Raw genomic sequence first — 20,283 nt, 5'->3', positions numbered from 1 at the left:
TCCATGAAACTCACGAAACTGTTTGTTGGTGCATTCGCCCTGTCTGCGATGCTTGTCGCCTGCGATAGTGACAGTGCCTCTGCCAAGGATACGGAAATTGAGGAACTGTCTTCCTCGAGTGCCGTGGAGATTGCTTCGTCCTCTTCGACGATTTGTAATGACAGCTTGTCTTCCAGTGCCATAGAGAGTTCCTCTTCGAGTGCCATTGAGATTGCTTCATCGTCTTCGACGATTCGCAATGACAATTCCTCCTCTTCGAGTGAAACGACGAAATCCAGCAGTTCTTCTGAAAACATAAGCGCTGGCAGTGTTTACGACGCAACCGCAAAAACGCTGACAGATTTACGCGACGGCCAGACCTACAAGACGGTGGTCATCGGCACCCAGACCTGGATGGCCGAAAACCTGAACTATGCCGACAGTGTAACGACCGCAAGTCTCAAGGGAAAGAGCTGGTGTTACGACGGTGTCGCTGGATACTGCGAAAAATACGGCCGGCTTTACACCTGGGCGGCAGCAAAAACAGTTTGCCCCGAGGGTTGGCACTTGCCAAGCTACGATGAATGGAATACGCTGTTCACGGCAGTGGGCGGTATATCCACAGCCGGTGCCAAGCTCAAATCGCAGACGGGTTGGACGGCATATGACGGAATCACCAATGAGGACTCTTTCGGTTTCTCGGCGTTGCCTGCCGGCTACAGGAACAGCATTGGGAATTACTACGGCGAGGGCAACTACGCGTACTTCTGGAGTTCTACGGAGTACGGTAGTAACTACGCGTACTACATGTACTTGTACTACGGCAGCGACTACGCGTACCTGGAGTACTACAGTAAGTACTACGGGCTTTCCGTTCGTTGTGTAAAGGACTAGCAATTCCAGGGTTGTATCCTTTTAGATTTCCTCTTTTTCTGGCCAGTGCTTCGCCTGCCGTTTTTTTGTTTATTAAATTTATGCGGTAAATAGATTTAATGGAGGGTTTCATGAATTTCACGAAACTGTTTGTTGGTGCATTCGCCCTGTCTGCGATGCTTGTCGCCTGCGATAGTGACAGTGCTTCTGCCAAGGATACGGAAATTGAGGAACTGTCTTCCTCGAGTGCCGTGGAGATTCCTTCGTCCTCTTCGACGATTCGTAATGACGGCTTGTCTTCTAGTGCCATAGAGAGTTCTTCTTCGAGTGTCATGGAAAGTTCTTCTTCGAGTGAAACGCCGCAATCCAGTTCAAGCGAGGCGCCACAATCCAGTTCGAGCGAGGCGCCGCAATCCAGTTCGAGCGAGGCAACGCAATCCAGTTCAAGCGAGGCGCCACAATCCAGTTCGAGCGAGGCGCCGCAATCCAGTTCGAGCGAAGCGACGCAATCCAGCAGTTCTGCTGATGTGAATTCGAGCTCTAGCGAAAATGAGCAAAGTTCTAGCAGTGAGATGGGTATTATCTACGGCACCATGACCGACTCCCGCGACGGCAACACATACAAGACGGTGAAAATCGGCGAACAAGTGTGGATGGCAGAGAACCTGAATTATGCAGACAGCGTGAAGACCCCGAGTCTCAAGGAAAATAGCTGGTGTTACGGCAATGTCGCTGCAAATTGCGAAAAATACGGTCGCCTTTACACCTGGGCGGCAGCAAAAATAGTTTGCCCCGAGGGTTGGCACTTGCCAAGCTACGATGAATGGAATACGCTGTTCACGGCAGTGGGCGGTAAATCCACAGCCGGTGCCAAGCTCAAGTCGCAGACGGGTTGGACGGCATATGACGGAATCACCAATGAGGACTCTTTCGGTTTCTCGGCGTTGCCTGCCGGCTACAGGTTCCTCAGTGGGGATTTCATCGACGAGGGCCGCTACGCGTACTTCTGGAGTTCTACGGAGAGCAGTAGTTACTACGCGTACGGCATGCTCTTGTACTACTACTACGACCGCGCGTACCTGTACTACAACAGTAAGTACTACGGGCATTCCGTTCGTTGTGTAAAGGACTAGGTTGTCAACCTGAAAAATTCCTATTTGCCTACAAATCATTAGGCAAGGGGTGTTTTACATATTTTTTTGCGTTCTTTTTCTCGAAGCAAGGATAGGCTCTCTCAAGCCTAAAAAAGCTTTAAAAAAGTCTAAAAAAACAGGAACAAAAAATTCTAAATTTTCGCTCAGCTAGAACAAATCCTTTTGCTTAGGAGTGTCTATATGGGTGGCTTTTGTGGAGTTGTTTCGAAAGAAGATTGCGTCTTCGATCTTTTTTACGGAACCGACTATCATTCGCATCTTGGAACGCATCGTGGCGGTATGGCTGTCTTGGAACCGGATGGAACTTTCCATCGTTCCATCCACAACATCCAGAACACGCCGTTCCGCAGCAAGTTCGAACATGACTTGTCTGCTTTCGTGGGGAAAGTGGGAATCGGCGTGATTTCCGATACGGACCCGCAGCCGCTCGTGATGAGCTCAAAGCTCGGAACTTTTGCAGTCGTAACCGTGGGCCTGATTGCCAACATCGAAGAATTAAAGAAGGAACTTTTCAGCACGAACTGTGTGCAGTTGCAGTATTCTACGACCAGCGGTATGGTTGGCCAAACGGAAATCATTTCGGCTCTGATCGCAACGCGCGACTCCATTGTGGAAGGTTTGCAGTATGTGCATGAAAAGGTGAAGGGAAGTATCTCTATTCTTTTGATCGAAAGCGATGGAACTTTCTACGCAAGCCGCGACAAGTGGGGCAGAACCCCGATTGTCATCGGTAAAAAGGACGGAGCCATGATCGCGCTCCAGGAAAGCTGTGCATTGCAGAACTTGGGCTTTGAACATGTGCGCGATCTCGGACCGGGCGAAGTGGTGAAGATGACCGCCGATTCGATTTCGACCGTGGTGCAGCCGGGCCGCAAGATGGCTATCTGCTCGTTTCTCTGGGTCTATTACGGCTACCCGGCATCGAGCTATGAAGGCCGCAACGTGGAAATGACCCGTTACCGCTGTGGTAGTGCTCTTGCCAAGCGCACACCGACGGAAGCGGACGCAGCCTGCGGTATCCCGGATTCCGGAACTTCCCATGCTCTCGGTTACGCCCATGAAGCGGGCGTCAAGTTCGCACGTCCGTTTGTAAAGTACACGCCGACTTGGGCACGTTCCTTTATGCCGCAAGACCAGAAGCAGCGTGAACATGTGGCTTCCATGAAGCTCATCCCGATTCCTGGCCTTATCAAGGACCGCCGCCTGGTATTCTGCGATGATTCGATCGTTCGCGGTACGCAGCTCGGTAAGCAGGCATTGAAGCTTTATTCGTTAGGCTGTAAGGAAACGCACATGCGCATTGCCTGCCCGCCGCTTGTGTATCCTTGCAAGTTCATCAACTTTTCCCGTTCAAAGAGTGTTTACGATTTGATTACGCGCCGTTATATTCGCGACGTCGAAGGTGAAAACGCAGATCTTGACAAGTACACCAATCCGGATAGCGAAGAATACAAGGGAATGGTCGAATACATCCGAGCAAAGTTGCATTTGACATCTCTCGCGTTCCAGCGTATTGATGACTTGATCCAGGCGATCGGCCTTCCAGAAGAAGATCTTTGCACTTACTGCTGGAGCGGTAAGGACTATGCGGAAACGGGCGACTGCTATCACTGTCCGTGCGAAAGCGAAGAATCTCCGAAGGAATCGGAAAACAAGTAATCGGCATTGCAATTCCCAAAAAAAAAGAGCTCGCCATTGGGCGGGCTCTTTTTGTATGGAGGATGCATTAAGAATTCTGGATGCAGCGGACAGAAATGGCATCGGAACGGTAAATGCCTTCGATGTCCATCGATTCTTCGGTGATGCCAAAGCGATAAGCGTTGGATCTGCCACAGTATTCGTCTTTGCTCCAGAAGCGGGTGCGGTCGCCAAAGTGCAAGAAACTTCCGTTGCCAAAGCGGTAACCGGCAGGCAGGGCGAAAAATCCGAGGGAATCCCTGCCCGGCTTGCGCCAAAAGCAGCCACTGCGCAGGTCTTCATCGCTTGATTTTAGCTGAGCCATCAGGGTTTCCCATTCCTTGTTGCTTGGAATGTGCCAACCTTCCGGTGCAATGCCCTGGTAGTTCTTTTCGCGGATTTGCTTCGTCATGTCGAGGTGGCTTGCTGTAGAATCTTCAGGCGGTTCATCTGGAAGACCCAGTGCGGAATTCCACGTGTAGAGTCTGCCATGCACTTTGACATTTTCTTCATGGTTGTTCGGGGCAAAACTTCCTTCTGCATGAAAGCGCAGGTTTTCTGCCATCCAGACTTGATTCCCGATTCGAATGGTGCGGTAAGTTTCGCCGTCGCGTGCGTCGGTAAGGCTTCCATACTGGAATTTGGACGTGTTCCCAGCGACGCATTTATCGTAAGGAATGGAGTTCTTTTCTTCGGGTTGTTCCCGCTTGGCGGCATGGCTAAAGTGAGCCCCGAGTCGATAAGCGCCGACAGCGACAATGATAAATCCAATGAGAACAAAGACAATGAATGAAATAGGCATAGGCGCTCCTTCCGTTTTAAGTGAAAATCTCTTCTATTCTTTAATATAACGGAAAAATGCCGAATGCGAAAAGATTTCTCGGCAAACAAAAACTTTTTTGAAAGGATTCGCCCGTTTAGCCTTCGAGCTTGTTCTTTGTGTAATGCCTAGAAGTCCAGGTGAAGAACAGGATGTCGCCAATCAAGAGGGCGATCGCGCAAACGAAGAACATCTGTCTGTGCATGCCGAAAACTTCGGCAAGGGAGCCGCCGACTAAAATGCCCGTGCCGATGCCGATGTCCCAACCGCTTAAATAGGTGCTGTTTGCGGTGCCGCGCTGGTCATGCCGTGCGAGGTTCACACACATCGTCTGGTATCCCGGGAAAATAAGTCCAAGGCTTGTACCGATGAGGAATGCGGACGTAAAGAACATAAGCGGATTCTGCGCAAAGGCGAGCAGGGTAAAGGCGAAAATAATGAGCGTCATGCCTGCTCCCACCAAGTGAATCAGGTAGCCTCGGTCTATAAGACGACCCGTCATGATACGGTTCATAATGAGGCCTGCCGCAATCAAGGCGTAGAACCAGCCTGATCCTCCAATGTCAAGTTCCTTTGCGTAAAGGGCGATGTAGTTTGTCACGGGACCGTAGGCAAAGCCCACAAAGATAAAGTTGATGAACTGCGGAATCGCGCGGGTCAAAAAGAATCGGTCCAAGGAAAGCGGCGCGTGAGGCCTCTTTTCTTTGGGAGGAACGTTCAATGTCTTCACGAGAATAAGCCCGACGACGCAGAGGATAACCGACATCGCAAAGACGATCGAATCGCCAAAGGCTTCGTACAGGAACATGCCTGTCATCGGACCCGTGGCGAAGGCTAAGTTCACGCTGATGCCAAAATATCCAATGCCTTCGCCGCGGCGGCTCGCCGGCAGGGAATCGATCGCGACCGTATTGCTCGCCGTACTCGAAATGCCAAAGAAAAGACCATGCGCAAAACGCACCACGGCAAGGATCGGCAAAAGGCCTACAGTTTTGTAACCTAAGAAGCAAAGCGTAAAGGCGAAGAAGGTCCAAAAGTAAAGCGGCTTTCGGCTGAGCGTATCGACCAAAAAACCGGCGAACGGTCTGCAGGCTAGCGCACCGATCGTGTACAGCGAAATGATAACGCCCGCCGTCGCATTGTCCGTCTGGAATTTTTCAATGATGTACAGCGGAAGGATCGGGAGCAACTGGTAAAAACTAAAGAACAGGAGAAAGTTCACTATTGCACAGGTCGTGAAGTTCCGTGTCCAAAGGGCAGGCTTTTCAAGTGAGTTTTGTTCAGAAGGCATGATCTTAAATTCCTGCTAAAAATTTTACAAATACTTGAACCTTTTCCGGAAAATGAAGATTCGATTTTTTCATCATGACATAATCCAATCACCCTATCACGGGAAAAAGCGATCTTCAAAATGATAAGCATCCATAAACGAAAAGCCATGCGTATCCTTCACAAACAAGGAAAAGTTAGTGAGGCTTTTGAATTTGCAAAAGGTCTATCGCGATTGAATGCAATAATGTCATTTAAGGATTTTCATTTTCCCTGTACCAGCATTTCGGGAAACCGCTGCAACCCCAGAACTTATTTCCTGCATTTTCACCTTTTTTAGCCGTGCGAAGAACAAGGGGTTTCCTGCATTTGGGACAAACTTTTTCTGGAGTAGTTTCTCTCTTTTCCTGATTCATATTTTCATCCGTCCTACAGCTCTTTAGCAAGTTCTCATATTTTTTTGCGTAATCCGAAGGGTTCGGCTTGTTGCATTGATCATCTAGTTTACCTGACCACCAAATAAGCGGTATAGCCGACGTAGCAGACGAGAAAGAAAATGCCTTCTCCGCGAGTAAAGAAGTATTTTCGGAAGCTGAAAGCAACGCCCAGCGTGCAAAGCGTGGCAAAGATCATGACCGCGAAGTCTTCTATGCGAATTCCCTGAATGCTGAATGGATGGACTGTCGATGCGGTTCCCAAAATCAGTAAAATGTTGAAGGTATTCGAACCGATGACGTTACCGAGCGCGAGCTCGGAATTGTTCTTGAGAGAGGCGATAATCGAAGTGATGAGTTCCGGCAGGGAAGTTCCTATAGCGACGATGGTAATCGCAATCACCGCTTCGCTGACTCCCCAGGCGCGCGCCAAATTTTCAGCAGAAGAAAGGAACAGGTTCCCGCCTCCGATCAGCCCCGCAAGAGAGGCAATCGCAATCAGGATGAGCAGGGGAAGCGGCTTTCCGGAAAGCTTGGACTCCGCTTCTTCCTCTTCCTCTTTACTGCGGTTCTTGAGGCTCTTTGTAATTGTAAAAGCCATGTAGGCAAAGAACAAAACGAGAAAAACGATGCCTTCGATTCGGGAAAGTCCGCTTTCCGCAGAGTTAAAAATCCGGGAGTCGTTCGCAAGCACAAATAGCAAGAGCGCGGCAAAGATTCCAAAAGGAATGTCGCGCTTCACAATGTCATTTTGAATGGCGAAAGGTGTAATCGTGGCAGAAACGCCTAAAATCAAAAAAATGTTGCAGATGTTGGAGCCGACGATGTTTCCCATAGCGACGTCTCCGTGGCCCGAAAGTGCGGAAGAGAGCGAAACAAAAAGCTCCGGCGCCGAGGTTCCCATGCCGACGATCGTAAGACCGATGATAAAGCTCGAAATTTGAGCGCGTTTGGCAATCGCGACGGAAGAGTCTACGAGGAATTCTGCTCCAAGAAGAAGTAAGGCGAGTCCGATGACTAAAAATAGATAGTCCATATGATAACCTTTGGTTTCAAATTGCTTCAAAGTTATATAATTTTGCAACGATGAATTCTCCTCGTTATGTGTTTATGAAACTCCTGCCGAAGAATCTCGAATCGAGGCTTTTCGGTAATCTTGTCAATTTGAAGGTTCCCTTCCTTTCGAAGCTTGCCCGCAACCTGTTTGCCAAAGCATATTCTTTGAACATGGAAGAGGCTTCTGCACCGCTTTCGTCGTATGCGAATATCGGTGAACTTTTTATCCGCACTCTGAAGGATGGAGCTCGCCCGATTGCCGATGCCGAAGTCGTAAGCCCGGTCGACGGTCGTGAATCCCAGACGGGAATCCTCGAAGGCAAGAACGCGGAAATGATCCAGGCGAAGGGAAAGCAATATTCCCTCGCGGAACTCCTTCGCGATCCGGAACTTGCGGAACGGTTCGACGGTGGACGTTTTGCGACAATCTACCTCGCTCCGTTCAACTACCACCGTATCCATTCCCCGGTAGCGGGAAAGCTCGTTTCGGCAAGCTATTGCCCGGGAACGCTCTGGCCGGTGAACCCTTGGAGCGCGGAACGTGTGGAAGGTCTCTTCTGCATCAATGAACGCATTACAACCCGTATTGCCGTGGATGGCGGAGGCGAACTTTTGCTCGTAAAGGTCGGTGCGACGAACGTGGGCCGCATCGTGGTCAATTACGCTCCGAACTGGATAACGAACGTGGGCAAGCTCCCGCGCAAGGCTCCGCGTGTGGATTACGTTCCAGAGTCGGAATACCGTTTTGAACGCGGCTCGGAACTCGGTCGCTTTGAAATGGGCAGTACCGTGATTCTGGTTGCGGACAAGATCCTTGCCGAACGCCAGCCGAACCTGTTCAAGTCGACTCTCGGACAGGCGGTCAAGATGGGTCAGAGCCTGATTTAATTCAGCAGAAACAGTCGGAATGCAGTGGGTAAAGGAACATCCGGATGTCATGAAGGAGACTGCCGAATTCGTGCGGTCTTTTGAAAGTGTACCGGACCCGATTGTCGCCGTTGCCGAACAAGCGGAATCTCCAGAAGCGAAAATCGCCTGGGTCCTTTTAGGCTCTTGCCTTTCGCAAGAAATTCCGCTTTCGCTATTGCAAAAGGTTTTGCAGGCGCTTTTTCAAAAGTTCCCTGCAGAAAGGCTGTGGACGTTTCCGCTTCCGACCGAAGTAGAAGTTATCGAAACTGTCCGCTCAGCCAAAAAAACATTCGCATGGCCCGTGGAAGAAAGCGTGCCGGGAATCTTCTGGAGCGTCGGAAACTTTGTCCGCCGACGGACTCCGCTTACCGGTTGGGCTTTTTCGACCGAGTACAAGGGAATCCTTCGAGATTTAGGCGAAATCTTTTTTATGGGAAAGAGCTCTTACCGCCCCAAGGCGATCTGGGCGACATCGCGCCTGTTTTCGCCTGCTCCGCGGGGCCTTGGACTTGCTCGGCAAAATATTCCGGGCGACATCGTCCCGGTTCCGTTTGCGTTTGAACTGCGCAGCTGGATCGGCCTTGTGGGAATGGGAAAGGACATTGGATACGCGGATATGGACGAGCCTCGAAAGCGAAAGCTGAACCTTTCGATTTGCAAGGTGCTTTCGCCTAGGGATCCTCGGATGGTGGCTCACGCCTTTCAATTCTTTGATGTGCCGATGCCCGGAGGCGAATCGTTCAGCAGGCATTTGAGGGACTTGTTCACACAGGAAAATTATCGTTAAGGGGTGGACTAGGGAATGCGAACTTTTGAAATTTTAGGACTGTTACTTTGTGCGTTGTTTTGGGGCGCCTGTGAAGGAAATTCGACCCTTCTGAATTTGAACCTGTACAAATTTTTGTACCGTGAAAAGCCGCCTGTCCACGTGCAGCTTTATGATTCGAATTCCGTCCTGCAACATGTTCCGCACGCTTGGCATTTGCATCGCTATGCGATTTCGAACATGGCGGAAGTCGATTACGCGCCGACTCCGGGCGATACGCTTCACATTCGAATCCTTGAATTTTCTTCGGACATGGCGGCGCTCGCATTTTATTTGAACAGCGGACTTGTGCAAGAAACGCTCCCGGTCGTGGAAGGGGATTCCCGTGAAATCGCTATGCGTGCGGGCAAGCGCCTTTTTGTATTCCGCTATGGGCTTTTGAGAAACCATGAACGTGCGGAACTTGAACATTATGTCCAGGCGTTCCCGGATTATCGCACGGGTCTACCTCAGGAATTCTTGAGTTTGCCGCTTCAGGACCGTATTCCGGGAGAAACCTCTATTCAAATGCGAAACTTTTTGGGAATTCCGTCGGAATTCCCGATGCTTGCGCAGGGGTATCAGGGAAACGATTTGCGTTGGAATGCGGCCCGCAGCTGGGGTTACGTTTCTCAGGAGGCCTGGCAGAAGTGGATTGCAAACATCCAGCGTTCGGACCGTCGTGTCGAATTTTCGGCGGATACGGTCCGTTTTGACGCTGGGGCAGGGGAGCGCGGCGTTGCGCTTCGTTTAACGGGCGGAAGAGTTGTCTGTGTCTGGGGGCACTTGGGCGTGAAATCGCTTCGGGAACGCTTTGAAAAAGTCGCCCAGGACGTTTACGATTCTCCGGAATAACTATTATTATCGTATGGCACAAATAGATACACTTGCAGATACTATTCTCGAAAAGCTCCGCTTGGTTTCCCAGGCGGAAACGGTGATTGGCAAGCCTATTCAGGCGGGAGCCACAACAGTCATTCCGGTGAGCCGCGTTTCGATGGGCTTTGGCCTTGGCGGTCACAAGGAAAATGTGGCGGCTTCTGGCGGTGGCGTTTCCATCAATCCGGTCGCTTTTGTCGTAATTACGGGCGAAGATGTGCGCATCATGCCGATTGCTCGCGACAACAATCTCGTTTCGAAGATTGCAGATCTCGTCCCGGATGTGGTTTCCGCCGTCAAGGGTAAGACCTCTTCGGGTTCTGCTTCCGATTCGAATTCATGAGTTCCGATTTTTCTATATTATCGGCGTCCAAAATTTAACCTAGGGTGCTTATGCGCTTTTTCAATCTTGTTAAGAAATCTCTTATCCCTGTCATGGTCTGTGCAACTTTCGGTTCTGCTCAGCTCATGAACGGTAAAAATTTTGATGTGATCCAAGTCGGTAAGACTGGTATTTCCCAGGGCCATGTGGACAGCCTTACCGAAGCTCTCGCCAAGGCTCAGGCGCGTGGCCGCCAGATTCCGCCAGAAGCGATGAAGCAGGTTCGTTGGGCTGTGATCGATAACCTCGTCGGTCAGGAACTCATCAAGCTCGAAGCCAAGGCTCTTTCGATCAAGGTTCCGAAAAACCGTATCGACAGCGTCGCCAAGCTTTTCAAGGCTCAGTATCCGAGCATCGACGCCTTTAACAAGGAACTCAAGAAGAGCGGCATCACGGAAGCTCAGTTCAACCAGCGCATCGAACAGCAGCTCCAGAGCGACATCATTCTCGAAAAGAAGGTGCCGTATCCGACAGATCCGACCGACAAGCAGATTTCCGCTTACTGGGAACTCAACAAGTCCAAGGTACCTTTGAACGATACCATCAGCGGCGCCCGCATTCTCCTCAAGAGCAAGAAGGGTGAATCCAAGAAGGCTATCGAAGACAAGAAGGAACTCCTCAAGGGTCTCGCAGCCCAGGTTCGCCTTGGCAAGGCTAGCTTTGCTACTCTCGCTGCTCAGTACAGCGACGACGCTGATGCTCGTAAGACAGGCGGCGTGATGAACAAGTTCCTCGCCAAGAGCAAGGGCGCTGACTTCGCAAAGGCCATCAGCAAGCTCACCGTTGGCGAAATCTCCGATGTCTTCTCCACGAGCGAAGGTCTCCAGATCTTTATGCTCACCGAAAAGAACGACGGCAAGTTCGAAAATTACAAGGTCCAGATCGAATATATTCTCCGCGTTCAGGCTGAACAGGAACGTCAGCTCAAAATCAAGCAGTACTTGGACGAACTCGCCAAGAAGTATAAGGTCAAGTACCTGAACAAGGATTACACTCCAGAAAGTGCCATTGGAGGCGCCAAGTAATGGCAACGACTTCGCACACAGGGCTTACCGAACTCCGCGTGAGAATCGATAAGCTCCGGGGGTATCTTTGACCTTGAGTCTAAGGAAGTAGAGCTCTCGGTACTTGAAAAGGAATCCGGCAATCCGGATCTTTGGAATGATCAGGACAAAGCCCAGGCCTTGCTCAAAAAGATTACGTCTCTCAAAAAGACCATCGGCGCTTGGAACGAGCTTTCCACGTCTTGCGATGACCTTTCGGAACTTTACGAAATGGCTAAGTCCGAACCGGATTCGCAGGAACTCTTCGACAATGTGGAAGAAGATTACAAGGCCCTTTTGAAGCGTGTCGACGAAATGGAGTTTCGCCGGATGCTTTCGGGCCCGGACGATGCTTGTGCCGCAGTCCTCACCCTTCACCCGGGTGCAGGAGGAACGGAAGCGCACGACTGGGCAAATATGCTGCTCCGGATGTACAAGCGTTTCCTCGAACGCGAAGGCATGGACTTTAAGGTCATCGACGTTCAGGAAGGCGAAGAAGCGGGCATCAGCAGTGCGACAATCGAAATCAAGGATGAATACGCCTACGGATTCCTCCGTTCGGAAATCGGTGTTCACCGCTTGGTGCGTATCAGCCCGTTCGACGCTAACGCTCGCCGTCACACGAGCTTCTGTGCAGTGTACCTTTACCCGGAACACGACGAAATCGAATTCGAAATCAACCCGGCCGATATCCGCGTGGACGTTTACCGTTCTTCGGGTGCTGGTGGGCAGTACATCAACAAGACCGACTCCGCAGTCCGTATGACGCATATCCCGACGGGTATCGTCGCAAGCTGCCAGACGGAACGGTCGCAGATTCAGAACCGTGCAACGGCTTTGAAAATGCTCACCACGATGGTCGCCGAACATTATCGCCAGGAAGAAGAAGCGAAGCGCGATGCGCGCCTCGCCGAAAAGAAGAAGGTGGAATGGGGCTCCCAGATCCGCAGCTATGTTCTTCAACCGTATCAGCTGGTGAAGGATTTGCGTACAAATGAAGAAACGTCCGACACGACGGGTGTTCTTGATGGAAAGATCAAGCCTTTCATCAACGCGTATCTTTTGAGCCAGGCTCAGGCGGAAACGGAACAGAAGTAATTCTTCTAGAACTTCAAAAAAAGACTCGTCGATGGACGAGTCTTTTTTTCTAGAAAGCGAAAAGCTTAGGCGTTGTCCTGCATTTCCTTGAGGTAGCGGGAAAGCGCATCCTGCCACGTCGGAAGAGGCTTAAAGCCGTTTGCGACAAGCTTTGACTTGTCGAGTCGGCTGTTGAACGGACGAGCAGCCTTCGAAAGTCCATATTCCGCGGTCGTCACCGGGAGAACGTTCGTTTTGAGGCCCGCCTGCTTGTAGATTTCTTGGGTGAAGTCGAACCAGCTGATGTATCCGCCTTCGTTTGTCGCATGGTAGTAGCCGTATTTTTCCGTTTCCACCATGTCGACGAGCAGGCGGGCAAGGTCGTAGGTGTAAGTTGGAGTGCCGACCTGGTCGTTTACCACGCGGACGCTGTCGTGGGTCTTTCCCACGTTCAGCATCGTCTTGATGAAGTTCTTGCCGTTGAGGCCAAAGACCCATGCGATGCGGACGATGAAATACTTTTCGAGATTTTCGCTTACGGCGAGTTCTCCTTCGAGCTTTGTCTGACCGTAAACGTTCAGCGGCTTGTAATCCTTGCAGTCCGGCTCCCAGGGCTTTGTGCCTTGACCGTCAAAGACGTAGTCCGTGCTGATGTAGACCATTTTGCAGTTCAGCTTTTTGCAGACGAGAGCGATGTTCTTCGTGCCGCCTGCGTTGATCGCACGAACTTTTTCCTGCTTGTCTTCGTCTTCGGCGAGGTCTACTGCGGTCCAGGCGGCGCAGTGAATGACAACGTCCGGGTTGATTTCAGTGAGGGTCGCTTCTACAGCTTTAGGGTTTGTAATGTCCATGGAACGGTATGCTGCCTGCGTGACCTCAGAGGAATCTTGGATTCCGCTGTATGTCGGAGCGATGTCGCTGGCGATCCCTTCGTAACCTCTTTTAGCGAGCTCATTAATGACGTCGTGGCCGAGTTGTCCTGCCACCCCTGTTACAAATATTTTCATGTGCTTGAATATAAAAAAAGCCCCGCTTGCGCGGGACTTTTTTTGGGAAGATTGCTGTTAAAATTACGATTAAGTAATATCTTCGCCACGAAGCATGATGACTTTTCCGGTACGGATGTATTCCACCACTTCGAATTTGTCGAGGAGGTGCTTCATCGCATCGATCTTGTCCGTGTTACCCGTGATTTGGATAATCATCGAGGTTTCGGTCATATCGATGGTAACCGCCTTGAAGTGGTCGCAGAGCTGGAGAATTTCCGTTCTCTGTTCCGGCTTGCATTTGACCTTGATCAAAGCAAGTTCCTTTTCAACGGTGGTCGAACCGGTGTGGTCCTTCGCCTGGATCACGTCGACGAGCTTTTCGAGCTGTTTGATGATCTGGACGAGAATTTCTGGGTTACCGTGTGCCACGATGTTCATACGGCTAAAGTCCGGATTGAGCGTCGGGGACACCACGAGAGAGTCGAGGTTGTAGCCACGGCGGGAGAACACGAGCGCAATGCGCACGAGAACGCCGGGACGGTTTGCGACGAGAAGGCTCAAGCAGTGAGCCGATGCATTTTTATCAAATGTAGCCATGGGTTAGGTGCTCCCTGTCGGCTTTTCCAGCTGACCTTTGGGCGGTTCCGTCATCATTGCGGTGAGCGGGGCGCCCGCCGGAATCATCGGGAACACATTATCTTCTTCTTCACATTCGCAGTGGATGAGCACTGGGCCTTCGTTGTAATCGAGAGCCTTCTGAATGATACGTTCGGCGTCGGCGGAGCGCTTGATGCGGAATGCCCTGATTCCGTAAGCTTCGGCGAGCTTTACAAAGTCCGGGTTGCCTTCCATGCTCACGGAAGAATAACGCTTGCCGTAGAACATATCCTGCCACTGGCGGACCATGCCGAGGTACTTGTTGTCCATCACGAAGATTTTGATCGGAAGCTTGTGAAGGGCGGCTGTCGAAAGTTCGAATTCCGTCATTTGGAATCCGCCGTCACCGGCGAAGCAGCAGATCGGCCAGTTTAATTCGGAACTGACGCCGATGGCCGCACCGATTGCGGATGGCAAACCGAAGCCCATCGTGCCTGCACCGCCGCTCGAAATGAACTGACGCGGATAATCGGCCTTGTAGAACTGGGCGACCCACATCTGGTGCTGACCCACGTCTGTCGTGACGATGGCCTTGCCCTTCGTGAGCTCGTAAACGGTCGAAATAATGTGCTGCATACGGAGACCGCCCTGCTTCGGGTAGGTCAGCGGATAGCGCTTCTTGTAAGTCTGGCAGGTCTTCACCCAGTCTTCTGTATCGAGACGGGAAACGAGCGGGAGGAGCTGTTCCAAAACGAGCTTGGCATCGCCGCAGAGGAATGCATCCGGCTGCAGAATCTTGCCTTCTTCTGCCGGGTCGATGTCCACATGGATAATCGTTGCATCCTTGCAGAATTCTTCGATCTTACCGACGATGCGGTCGTCCCAGCGGGAACCGATGCTCATGATCAAGTCGCATTCGAGCACGGCCTTGTTCGCGTAAGCGGTACCGTGCATGCCGAGCATACCGAGGGAAAGCGGATGTGTTTCTGGGAAAGCGCCGAGACCGAGAAGGGTTTCGACTACCGGAGCGTTCAGCTTTTCGGCGAGTTCCTTCACCTGACGGGAAGCGTTAGAAATGATTGCGCCGTGACCGACGAGGAGAAGAGGCTTTGTGGACTTTTTGAGAAGTGCAGCTGCCTTCGCTACGGCTTCCGGATCGGCGTGAGTCGGAATCTTGTAACCCGGGAGATCGATTTCATCGCTGAAAGAAGCGGTGCAGTTGCCTGCAGTCACGTCCTTCGGAAGGTCGATCAGCACAGGACCCGGACGGCCCGAACGTGCGATGTGGAAGGCTTCCTTCACCACGCGCGAAAGGTCATTCGGGTCCTTGACGAGGAAGGAGTGCTTCACGGCTGCGAAAGTCATGCCGCTCGTATCGCATTCCTGGAAAGCGTCCTTACCGAGGTTCGGAGTGGTCGTCTGGGCGGCGAGCACGACAATCGGCGAGGAATCCATCAAAGCTGTATAAATACCGGTAAATGTATTGGTGGCGCCCGGACCGCTCGTCACGAGCACAACGCCGACTTTGCCAGTTGCACGGGCATAGCCGTCTGCCATGTGGGTTGCTCCCTGTTCATGACGGGAAAGCACCATCTTAATATTAGAATCGAGGAGTGCATCGAAAAGAGGAATTGCGGATCCGCCTGGATAACCGAAGATTGTGTCAACGCCTTCGCGTTTTAAACAATCGAGCATCACCTGTGCGCCGCTTAATGCGTGATTTGTCATGTTATTTCTCGATAGATTGAATTCGTTTTACTAGGTAAAATATACAATATGAAAAGGCTTATTACTAGGGTTTTGTGCAAAAAATATGCGATTTTTTAAAATGATGCTTTGAAAAGTTCATGATTTTGCTTGTTTAAGGTTAATTTTGCTGATTTTTGGAATGAAATTTTTTTAAAAATTTTAAAATCATCTGTTTTTGAGTGAAAGTTTTGATTTTTTGAGAATCTTAAATTTTGAAAATCTGTGTTTTGGAGTGGAAGTTACCCCAATAGAGGGAACGGACAGGAAAAAGATTTTTTTCGTCTTGGAGGTGGACAAAACGCTTTTTCGAGCGTCCTTCTATAAGGATGAGTCCCAAATCACAAAAAAAGATCTAAAAAGAGAGGAAAAATCGCATGATTGTCTGTGACAGAACAAAACTTCCCCGGGAACGTTTGCAAAAGGAAGGCGCGGAGTCCTTATCGACCGCGGACCTGCTCGCTCTGATTCTCGGCAGGGGAACCTCCGAAAAGGACGTTTTTACCCTTTCGGAAGAGCTTGCCACCTTCCTTTCGGGTATGGCTCGTCGCCCGAGCCTTGAAGAACTTTGCCGCATCGGAGGGCTTGGAAAGGCGAATGCTTCGCAAATTCTCGCGTGCTTGGAACTTTCGGGGCGTTTTTTCCTGGGTGCGCAGATGCAGAGCATCGCATCGCCCGGTGCGCTTGTGCCGCATATCGCCTTTCTCAAGTTTAAACAGCAGGAGTGTTTTGTCGTTAGCTCTTTAAGTAACTGTAATGGGCTCTTGGGGGTTCATGTGGTGACGGAAGGCCTTGCCGACCGAACCCAGGTGCACGCCCGGGAGGTTTTTGCCGAGGCGATTCGGGACCGGGCGAGTGGCGTCATCGTTGCGCACAATCATCCGTCGGGCTCTTTGATTGCAAGCGAAGAAGATAAACAGGTGACGCGTTGTCTTGTACAGGCGGGCAAGCTTCTCGAAATCCCGGTGCTCGACCATTTGATTATTTCGTTCCGAGGGTTTACGAGCCTGCGCCGGGAGTTCCCGGAACTCTTTGAAACGTAACGATTTGTAAACGAAAGATGCAATGTAAAAATGCGGTAACGAAGTTGCGTTGAAACAAAATGATAAAGACAAAAAAAGCTTTTCTAACTATCTTTTTCCTTAGGAATATGCCCGTCGCAGTTGGCGGGTTCGGATTGGTTTATAAGAAGGAGAACCAATGAAAAACTGCATAAAGTGTTTGGCCCTTCTTGGTTTATCGGCTTCGCTCGCTTTTGCGCACGAAACCTTTAACAAGAGCGGACAACTCGGTTTTGACAAAACATATTCAGCACAGTCCATGAAGCATGGTCAGTTGGGTATCAGCGTTTTGGGCGATATCTCGAATGACAAGAGCGTTTTCTCGGACGAAGAGTTCTATTCGAACACGGGCCGTAACGGCGTGTCTGAATATTATGGTGCAAACGGCTACTTCGGCATGTCCTTTGGCATGTTCGAAATTGTGGACGTAGCGGTAATGCTTCCGCTTTATTATGACCATGTCGGTTTTGATAAGTATACCGATGAAAAAGGCAAGGAAACGCGTGCAGGTGATGCGGCTAATCAGGGCTATCTCGGTAATCTCCGCGCTAGCTTGAAGTTCCGTGCACCGCTTCCGGAAGATCAGCTTTTTGATATCGCGTTGCTCCTCGGCATGGATTTCCCGACGACGGACGCGAACAAGCGCGGTCTTTGGATCCGCGAACCGGATTATATCAATAGAAATACGGGCGTTGGTTACGCTTACGGTAACAAGAACTCGATCATGCGTTTTGTTCTCGCAGCAACGATGGATATGCGTAAGATCGAAGCCGCTCCGATTCTCATCCACTTGAACGGCGGCTACCGTTTCACGGTGGGTAACGATAATTTCCCGGGCTTCTATAATGTGGCTGCCGGTATCGAAATCTATCCGCTTCCGGTCGTTTCCATCTTCGGTGAATACTATATGGACATCTTTGATGGCGACTACGAAGGTCTCAAACCGATGACGATGAACGAAGCCTCTGTGGGTCTCGTGTTCCATATCGGTTCTCACCTCGACCTTCAGGTCGGTGGTCACTTCGCTGTGACAAAGAAGTACACGGAAGGTCGTGTGTCTGGTGGATTCTCGCATGACGGTTCTCACATGACCAATGGCAATACGGAAGCGGTTTGGACTTACAAGGCCCGCACGGTTCCGCAGGCTTACGGCTTCGGCGGCATCACGTGGTCTGGCTTCCTGATCGACCCGGATCGCGATGGTGACGGCGTTCCTGATAGCGAAGACAAGTGCCCGGATGAACGCGGCGACAAGCGCAACGATGGTTGCCCGTGGCCGAACCCGGACTTGGATGAAGATGGTATTTGCGATGCTTGGGTAGCCGAAAAGGGTCTCCATTCCGAATTTGCTGAAATCTGCGAAGGCATTGACCAGTGCCCGAACGAACAGGGCGCAGGCTCTGACGGTTGCCCGCTCGACAATCCGGATCCGGATGCGGACGGCGTTTGCGACCCGTGGGTTTCTCAGAAGAATATGCTCGCTAAGTTTGCTGACGTTTGCACCGGCATCGATGAATGCCCGGCTCAGGCTGGTTCGCCGAACTTCAGCGGCTGCCCAACCAAGCTCCCGGACCCGGATAACGACTCCCTCTGCTCTCCGTGGGTGACGGACGAAGGTCTCCTCGCTGAATTCGCTAACGTCTGTAAGGGCTACGATATGTGCCCGGGTGAAGCTGGTCCTGTGGCTAACAAGGGTTGCCCGTGGCCGGATCCGGACGTCGATGGTGATGGTCTCTGCGATGCTTGGGTTACCGAAAAGCAGCTCGGCTACTTCTTCGAAAACCCGACCGATCCGAACATGAAGCAATGCAAGGGCGTGGATAAGTGCCCGGCTGAATATGGCCCGATTGAAAACGAAGGTTGCCCGCTTGGCAATCCGGACTCCGACCAGGATAGCGTTTGCGATGCTTGGGTCTCGGAACGCGGCATGCTCGATGATTACAAGAGCGTCTGCACGGGCGTGGATAAATGCCCGAACGAAAAGGGTCCGCTTGCAACGGATGGCTGCCCGACGGAAGATCCGGACGTTGACCATGACGGTGTTTGCGATGCTTGGGTTACCCAGAAGGGAATGCAGGATGTCTTCAAGGATGTCTGCACCGGTCTCGACAAGTGCCCGTATGATTCTGGTTCTGTGAAGAATGACGGTTGCCCGCTCGACAATCCGGACTCGGATAAGGACGGCGTTTGCGATGCTTGGGTTACCCAGAAGGGTATGCTCGAAATGTTCGCAGATGTTTGCACCGGCCTTGACAAGTGCCCGTTTGACTCGGGTTCTGTGTCCAACAACGGTTGCCCGCTCGACAATCCGGACTCGGATGCGGACGGCGTCTGCGATCCGTGGGTTACTCAGAAGGGTATGCTCGACATGTTCGCCGGTCAGTGCTCTGGCCTCGACAAGTGTCCGTTCGAAGCCGGTTCTCCGGATGCAGATGGCTGCCCTGTTGAAGAAATCAAGCTTGAAGTCTACTTCGCAAGTGGCAAGGCCAAGCTCACGGCTAACTCGAAGAGAACTCTCCGTGAACTCGCTAAGAAATTGAACTCGAAGGAACGCAAGGATGAACGCTACCAGATCCTCGGTTACACCGATGACCGCGGTAACGATAAGTCCAACCTGAAACTTTCTCAGAAGCGTGCCGACGCAGTCGTTACCGAACTCGTGAAGAACGGCGTAGATAAGAGCCGTCTCGAAGCGGTCGGTATGGGCGAAGCGGATCCGGTTGCCGACAACAGCACGGCTGAAGGTCGCGAACTGAACCGCCGCATCATGATGAAGCGCGTTCAATAATCTGAGTCTATCAAGACTGAAAAAATTCCTGGCTTAGTGCACTAAGCCGGGAATTTTTTATTTTGCAGGCATGGAAACTTATATCTTTCAGCACGTTGCTTTTGAAGGTCCTGGCGCCATTCTTCCATACTTGGAATCGAAAGGGTATCACGTTCACCTGGTAAAGCTTTATGCAGGCGATCCGGTGCCGAGTTCTTTGGACGTGGACTTTGCGGTTCTGATGGGTGGCCCGATGAGCGCTTTGGAAGAAGACAAGTATCCTTTTATGGTAGAAGAAAAACAGCTTTGCCGTGAACTCTTTGCGGCGGACAAGCCTGTGCTTGGCGTTTGCCTAGGCGCTCAAATTATGGCGAACGCTTTCTTTGCTCCGATTCGTCAGAATCCAGAAAAGGAAATCGGTTTTTACCCGGTGACGTTTGAAAACGGCTTTACGGTCAACGCCTTCCATTGGCATGGTGAAACCTTTGATATTCCGGAATATGCGGAATCGATAGCCTACAGTGAAGCGTGCCGTAATCAAGGCTTTAAGATGGGACGTTCTCTAGGCCTGCAATTCCATTTGGAAACGACTGCGGAATCCTTGAACAGCTTGCTTGAAAACTGTGCGGAAGAACTGGAAACGGCGCTGTCTGCAAAGGCGAAGTATGTGCAGTCGAAGTCGCAAATTTTGGAAACGGCAAAGACCGCTCTCCCGGAATTGAACGCGGCGATGACAGAACTTTTGGACGCGATGCTCGCCTAAATT

The 20,283-nt window shown here is 51.2% G+C and carries 19 protein-coding genes; 12 read left to right on the top strand and 7 right to left on the bottom strand.

The window, feature by feature from the left end; translation table 11 throughout:
• Window positions 1-3: 3 nt before the first annotated feature.
• The 3 genes from BGX16_RS01640 to BGX16_RS01630 all read left to right on the top strand — a co-directional run bounded on the left by BGX16_RS01640 (window position 4) and on the right by BGX16_RS01630 (window position 3,665).
• On the top strand, window positions 4-873 hold the full coding sequence (locus tag BGX16_RS01640; protein WP_241899399.1) for a fibrobacter succinogenes major paralogous domain-containing protein: 870 nt from the start codon (window positions 4-6) through the stop codon (window positions 871-873).
• 110 nt (window positions 874-983) lie between these two features.
• Window positions 984-1,985: a fibrobacter succinogenes major paralogous domain-containing protein gene (locus BGX16_RS01635; RefSeq protein ID WP_198514834.1), complete on the top strand. Its 1,002-nt coding sequence runs from the start codon at window positions 984-986 to the stop codon at window positions 1,983-1,985.
• A gap of 201 nt (window positions 1,986-2,186) precedes the next feature.
• On the top strand, window positions 2,187-3,665 hold the full coding sequence (locus BGX16_RS01630; protein ID WP_100424495.1) for an amidophosphoribosyltransferase: 1,479 nt from the start codon (window positions 2,187-2,189) through the stop codon (window positions 3,663-3,665).
• Window positions 3,666-3,732: 67 nt separating this feature from the next.
• Here BGX16_RS01630 and BGX16_RS01625 read toward each other — a convergent pair whose 3' ends face one another.
• From BGX16_RS01625 to BGX16_RS01610, 4 genes are all read right to left on the bottom strand, one after another.
• Entirely contained in the window at window positions 3,733-4,485 is a 753-nt protein-coding gene (locus tag BGX16_RS01625; protein WP_100424494.1) for a fibrobacter succinogenes major paralogous domain-containing protein, read from the bottom strand.
• 115 nt (window positions 4,486-4,600) lie between these two features.
• Complete coding sequence (locus BGX16_RS01620; protein ID WP_100424493.1) at window positions 4,601-5,794, bottom strand: MFS transporter; 1,194 nt, start codon at window positions 5,792-5,794, stop codon at window positions 4,601-4,603.
• Window positions 5,795-6,026: 232 nt separating this feature from the next.
• Window positions 6,027-6,188 carry a topoisomerase DNA-binding C4 zinc finger domain-containing protein gene (locus tag BGX16_RS01615; RefSeq protein WP_100424492.1) on the bottom strand — a complete coding sequence of 54 codons (162 nt, stop codon included), beginning with the start codon at window positions 6,186-6,188 and terminating at the stop codon, window positions 6,027-6,029.
• A gap of 88 nt (window positions 6,189-6,276) precedes the next feature.
• A complete protein-coding gene (locus tag BGX16_RS01610) occupies window positions 6,277-7,242 on the bottom strand; it encodes a calcium/sodium antiporter (protein ID WP_157797809.1) in 966 nt (321 codons plus the stop codon).
• 50 nt (window positions 7,243-7,292) lie between these two features.
• Between BGX16_RS01610 and asd the strand changes: the two genes are divergently transcribed.
• The 6 genes from asd to prfB all read left to right on the top strand — a co-directional run bounded on the left by asd (window position 7,293) and on the right by prfB (window position 12,378).
• The gene (gene asd, locus BGX16_RS01605; RefSeq protein ID WP_100424490.1) at window positions 7,293-8,150 is read left to right on the top strand and encodes an archaetidylserine decarboxylase; all 858 of its coding nucleotides are present in this window, start codon (window positions 7,293-7,295) and stop codon (window positions 8,148-8,150) included.
• 19 nt (window positions 8,151-8,169) lie between these two features.
• A complete protein-coding gene (locus BGX16_RS01600; RefSeq protein ID WP_100424489.1) occupies window positions 8,170-8,958 on the top strand; it encodes a hypothetical protein in 789 nt (262 codons plus the stop codon).
• Window positions 8,959-8,973: 15 nt separating this feature from the next.
• Window positions 8,974-9,831 carry a hypothetical protein gene (locus tag BGX16_RS01595; protein WP_100424488.1) on the top strand — a complete coding sequence of 286 codons (858 nt, stop codon included), beginning with the start codon at window positions 8,974-8,976 and terminating at the stop codon, window positions 9,829-9,831.
• A gap of 13 nt (window positions 9,832-9,844) precedes the next feature.
• Entirely contained in the window at window positions 9,845-10,198 is a 354-nt protein-coding gene (locus BGX16_RS01590; protein WP_100424487.1) for a GerW family sporulation protein, read from the top strand.
• A gap of 50 nt (window positions 10,199-10,248) precedes the next feature.
• Complete coding sequence (locus tag BGX16_RS01585; protein ID WP_100424486.1) at window positions 10,249-11,262, top strand: peptidylprolyl isomerase; 1,014 nt, start codon at window positions 10,249-10,251, stop codon at window positions 11,260-11,262.
• Window positions 11,262-12,378 (top strand): peptide chain release factor 2 gene (gene prfB, locus BGX16_RS01580; RefSeq protein ID WP_100424485.1). Its coding sequence is split into 2 segments (ribosomal slippage): window positions 11,262-11,330 and window positions 11,332-12,378, totalling 1,116 coding nucleotides; the frame shifts between segments, so codons are not numbered across the junction. The genes BGX16_RS01585 and prfB overlap by 1 nt, the downstream gene beginning before the upstream one ends.
• A gap of 65 nt (window positions 12,379-12,443) precedes the next feature.
• Here prfB and rfbD read toward each other — a convergent pair.
• From rfbD to ilvB, 3 genes are all read right to left on the bottom strand, one after another.
• Window positions 12,444-13,364: a dTDP-4-dehydrorhamnose reductase gene (gene rfbD, locus BGX16_RS01575; protein ID WP_100424484.1), complete on the bottom strand. Its 921-nt coding sequence runs from the start codon at window positions 13,362-13,364 to the stop codon at window positions 12,444-12,446.
• A gap of 69 nt (window positions 13,365-13,433) precedes the next feature.
• Window positions 13,434-13,943 (bottom strand): acetolactate synthase small subunit, encoded by a 510-nt coding sequence (gene ilvN, locus BGX16_RS01570; protein ID WP_100424483.1) that lies wholly within the window; start codon window positions 13,941-13,943, stop codon window positions 13,434-13,436.
• Between the two features lie 3 nt (window positions 13,944-13,946).
• The gene (gene ilvB, locus BGX16_RS01565) at window positions 13,947-15,671 is read right to left on the bottom strand and encodes a biosynthetic-type acetolactate synthase large subunit (RefSeq protein ID WP_100424482.1); all 1,725 of its coding nucleotides are present in this window, start codon (window positions 15,669-15,671) and stop codon (window positions 13,947-13,949) included.
• A gap of 395 nt (window positions 15,672-16,066) precedes the next feature.
• Here ilvB and BGX16_RS01555 point away from each other — a divergent pair, with 395 nt between their 5' ends.
• The 3 genes from BGX16_RS01555 to BGX16_RS01545 all read left to right on the top strand — a co-directional run bounded on the left by BGX16_RS01555 (window position 16,067) and on the right by BGX16_RS01545 (window position 20,280).
• Entirely contained in the window at window positions 16,067-16,732 is a 666-nt protein-coding gene (locus BGX16_RS01555) for a JAB domain-containing protein (protein WP_100424480.1), read from the top strand.
• A 157-nt stretch (window positions 16,733-16,889) separates the two neighbouring features.
• Entirely contained in the window at window positions 16,890-19,538 is a 2,649-nt protein-coding gene (locus tag BGX16_RS01550) for an OmpA family protein (RefSeq protein WP_100424479.1), read from the top strand.
• A gap of 70 nt (window positions 19,539-19,608) precedes the next feature.
• A complete protein-coding gene (locus tag BGX16_RS01545) occupies window positions 19,609-20,280 on the top strand; it encodes a type 1 glutamine amidotransferase (RefSeq protein ID WP_100424478.1) in 672 nt (223 codons plus the stop codon).
• Window positions 20,281-20,283 lie beyond the last annotated feature (3 nt).

It is taken from the genome of Hallerella succinigenes, from assembly GCF_002797675.1.
Classification (GTDB): Bacteria; Fibrobacterota; Fibrobacteria; order Fibrobacterales; family Fibrobacteraceae; genus Hallerella; species Hallerella succinigenes.
Note: the sequence above shows the minus strand (reverse complement) of the source record. Positions and strands in the feature narration are given on the sequence as shown.

Excerpts from the sequence above, each read along its gene's own strand:
- rfbD (WP_100424484.1), bottom strand. The coding sequence starts at position 13,364 with ATGAAAATATTTGTAACAGGGGTGGCAGGACAACTCGGCCACGACGTC.
- BGX16_RS01610 (WP_157797809.1), bottom strand. The coding sequence starts at position 7,242 with ATGGACTATCTATTTTTAGTCATCGGACTCGCCTTACTTCTTCTTGGA.
- ilvN (WP_100424483.1), bottom strand. The coding sequence starts at position 13,943 with ATGGCTACATTTGATAAAAATGCATCGGCTCACTGCTTGAGCCTTCTC.
- BGX16_RS01620 (WP_100424493.1), bottom strand. The coding sequence starts at position 5,794 with ATGCCTTCTGAACAAAACTCACTTGAAAAGCCTGCCCTTTGGACACGG.
- BGX16_RS01545 (WP_100424478.1), top strand. The coding sequence starts at position 19,609 with ATGGAAACTTATATCTTTCAGCACGTTGCTTTTGAAGGTCCTGGCGCC.
- BGX16_RS01640 (WP_241899399.1), top strand. The coding sequence starts at position 4 with ATGAAACTCACGAAACTGTTTGTTGGTGCATTCGCCCTGTCTGCGATG.
- BGX16_RS01585 (WP_100424486.1), top strand. The coding sequence starts at position 10,249 with ATGCGCTTTTTCAATCTTGTTAAGAAATCTCTTATCCCTGTCATGGTC.
- BGX16_RS01595 (WP_100424488.1), top strand. The coding sequence starts at position 8,974 with ATGCGAACTTTTGAAATTTTAGGACTGTTACTTTGTGCGTTGTTTTGG.
- BGX16_RS01600 (WP_100424489.1), top strand. The coding sequence starts at position 8,170 with ATGCAGTGGGTAAAGGAACATCCGGATGTCATGAAGGAGACTGCCGAA.
- BGX16_RS01590 (WP_100424487.1), top strand. The coding sequence starts at position 9,845 with ATGGCACAAATAGATACACTTGCAGATACTATTCTCGAAAAGCTCCGC.
- ilvB (WP_100424482.1), bottom strand. The coding sequence starts at position 15,671 with ATGACAAATCACGCATTAAGCGGCGCACAGGTGATGCTCGATTGTTTA.
- BGX16_RS01615 (WP_100424492.1), bottom strand. The coding sequence starts at position 6,188 with ATGAATCAGGAAAAGAGAGAAACTACTCCAGAAAAAGTTTGTCCCAAA.
- BGX16_RS01630 (WP_100424495.1), top strand. The coding sequence starts at position 2,187 with ATGGGTGGCTTTTGTGGAGTTGTTTCGAAAGAAGATTGCGTCTTCGAT.
- BGX16_RS01555 (WP_100424480.1), top strand. The coding sequence starts at position 16,067 with ATGATTGTCTGTGACAGAACAAAACTTCCCCGGGAACGTTTGCAAAAG.
- BGX16_RS01625 (WP_100424494.1), bottom strand. The coding sequence starts at position 4,485 with ATGCCTATTTCATTCATTGTCTTTGTTCTCATTGGATTTATCATTGTC.
- BGX16_RS01635 (WP_198514834.1), top strand. The coding sequence starts at position 984 with ATGAATTTCACGAAACTGTTTGTTGGTGCATTCGCCCTGTCTGCGATG.
- asd (WP_100424490.1), top strand. The coding sequence starts at position 7,293 with ATGAATTCTCCTCGTTATGTGTTTATGAAACTCCTGCCGAAGAATCTC.
- BGX16_RS01550 (WP_100424479.1), top strand. The coding sequence starts at position 16,890 with ATGAAAAACTGCATAAAGTGTTTGGCCCTTCTTGGTTTATCGGCTTCG.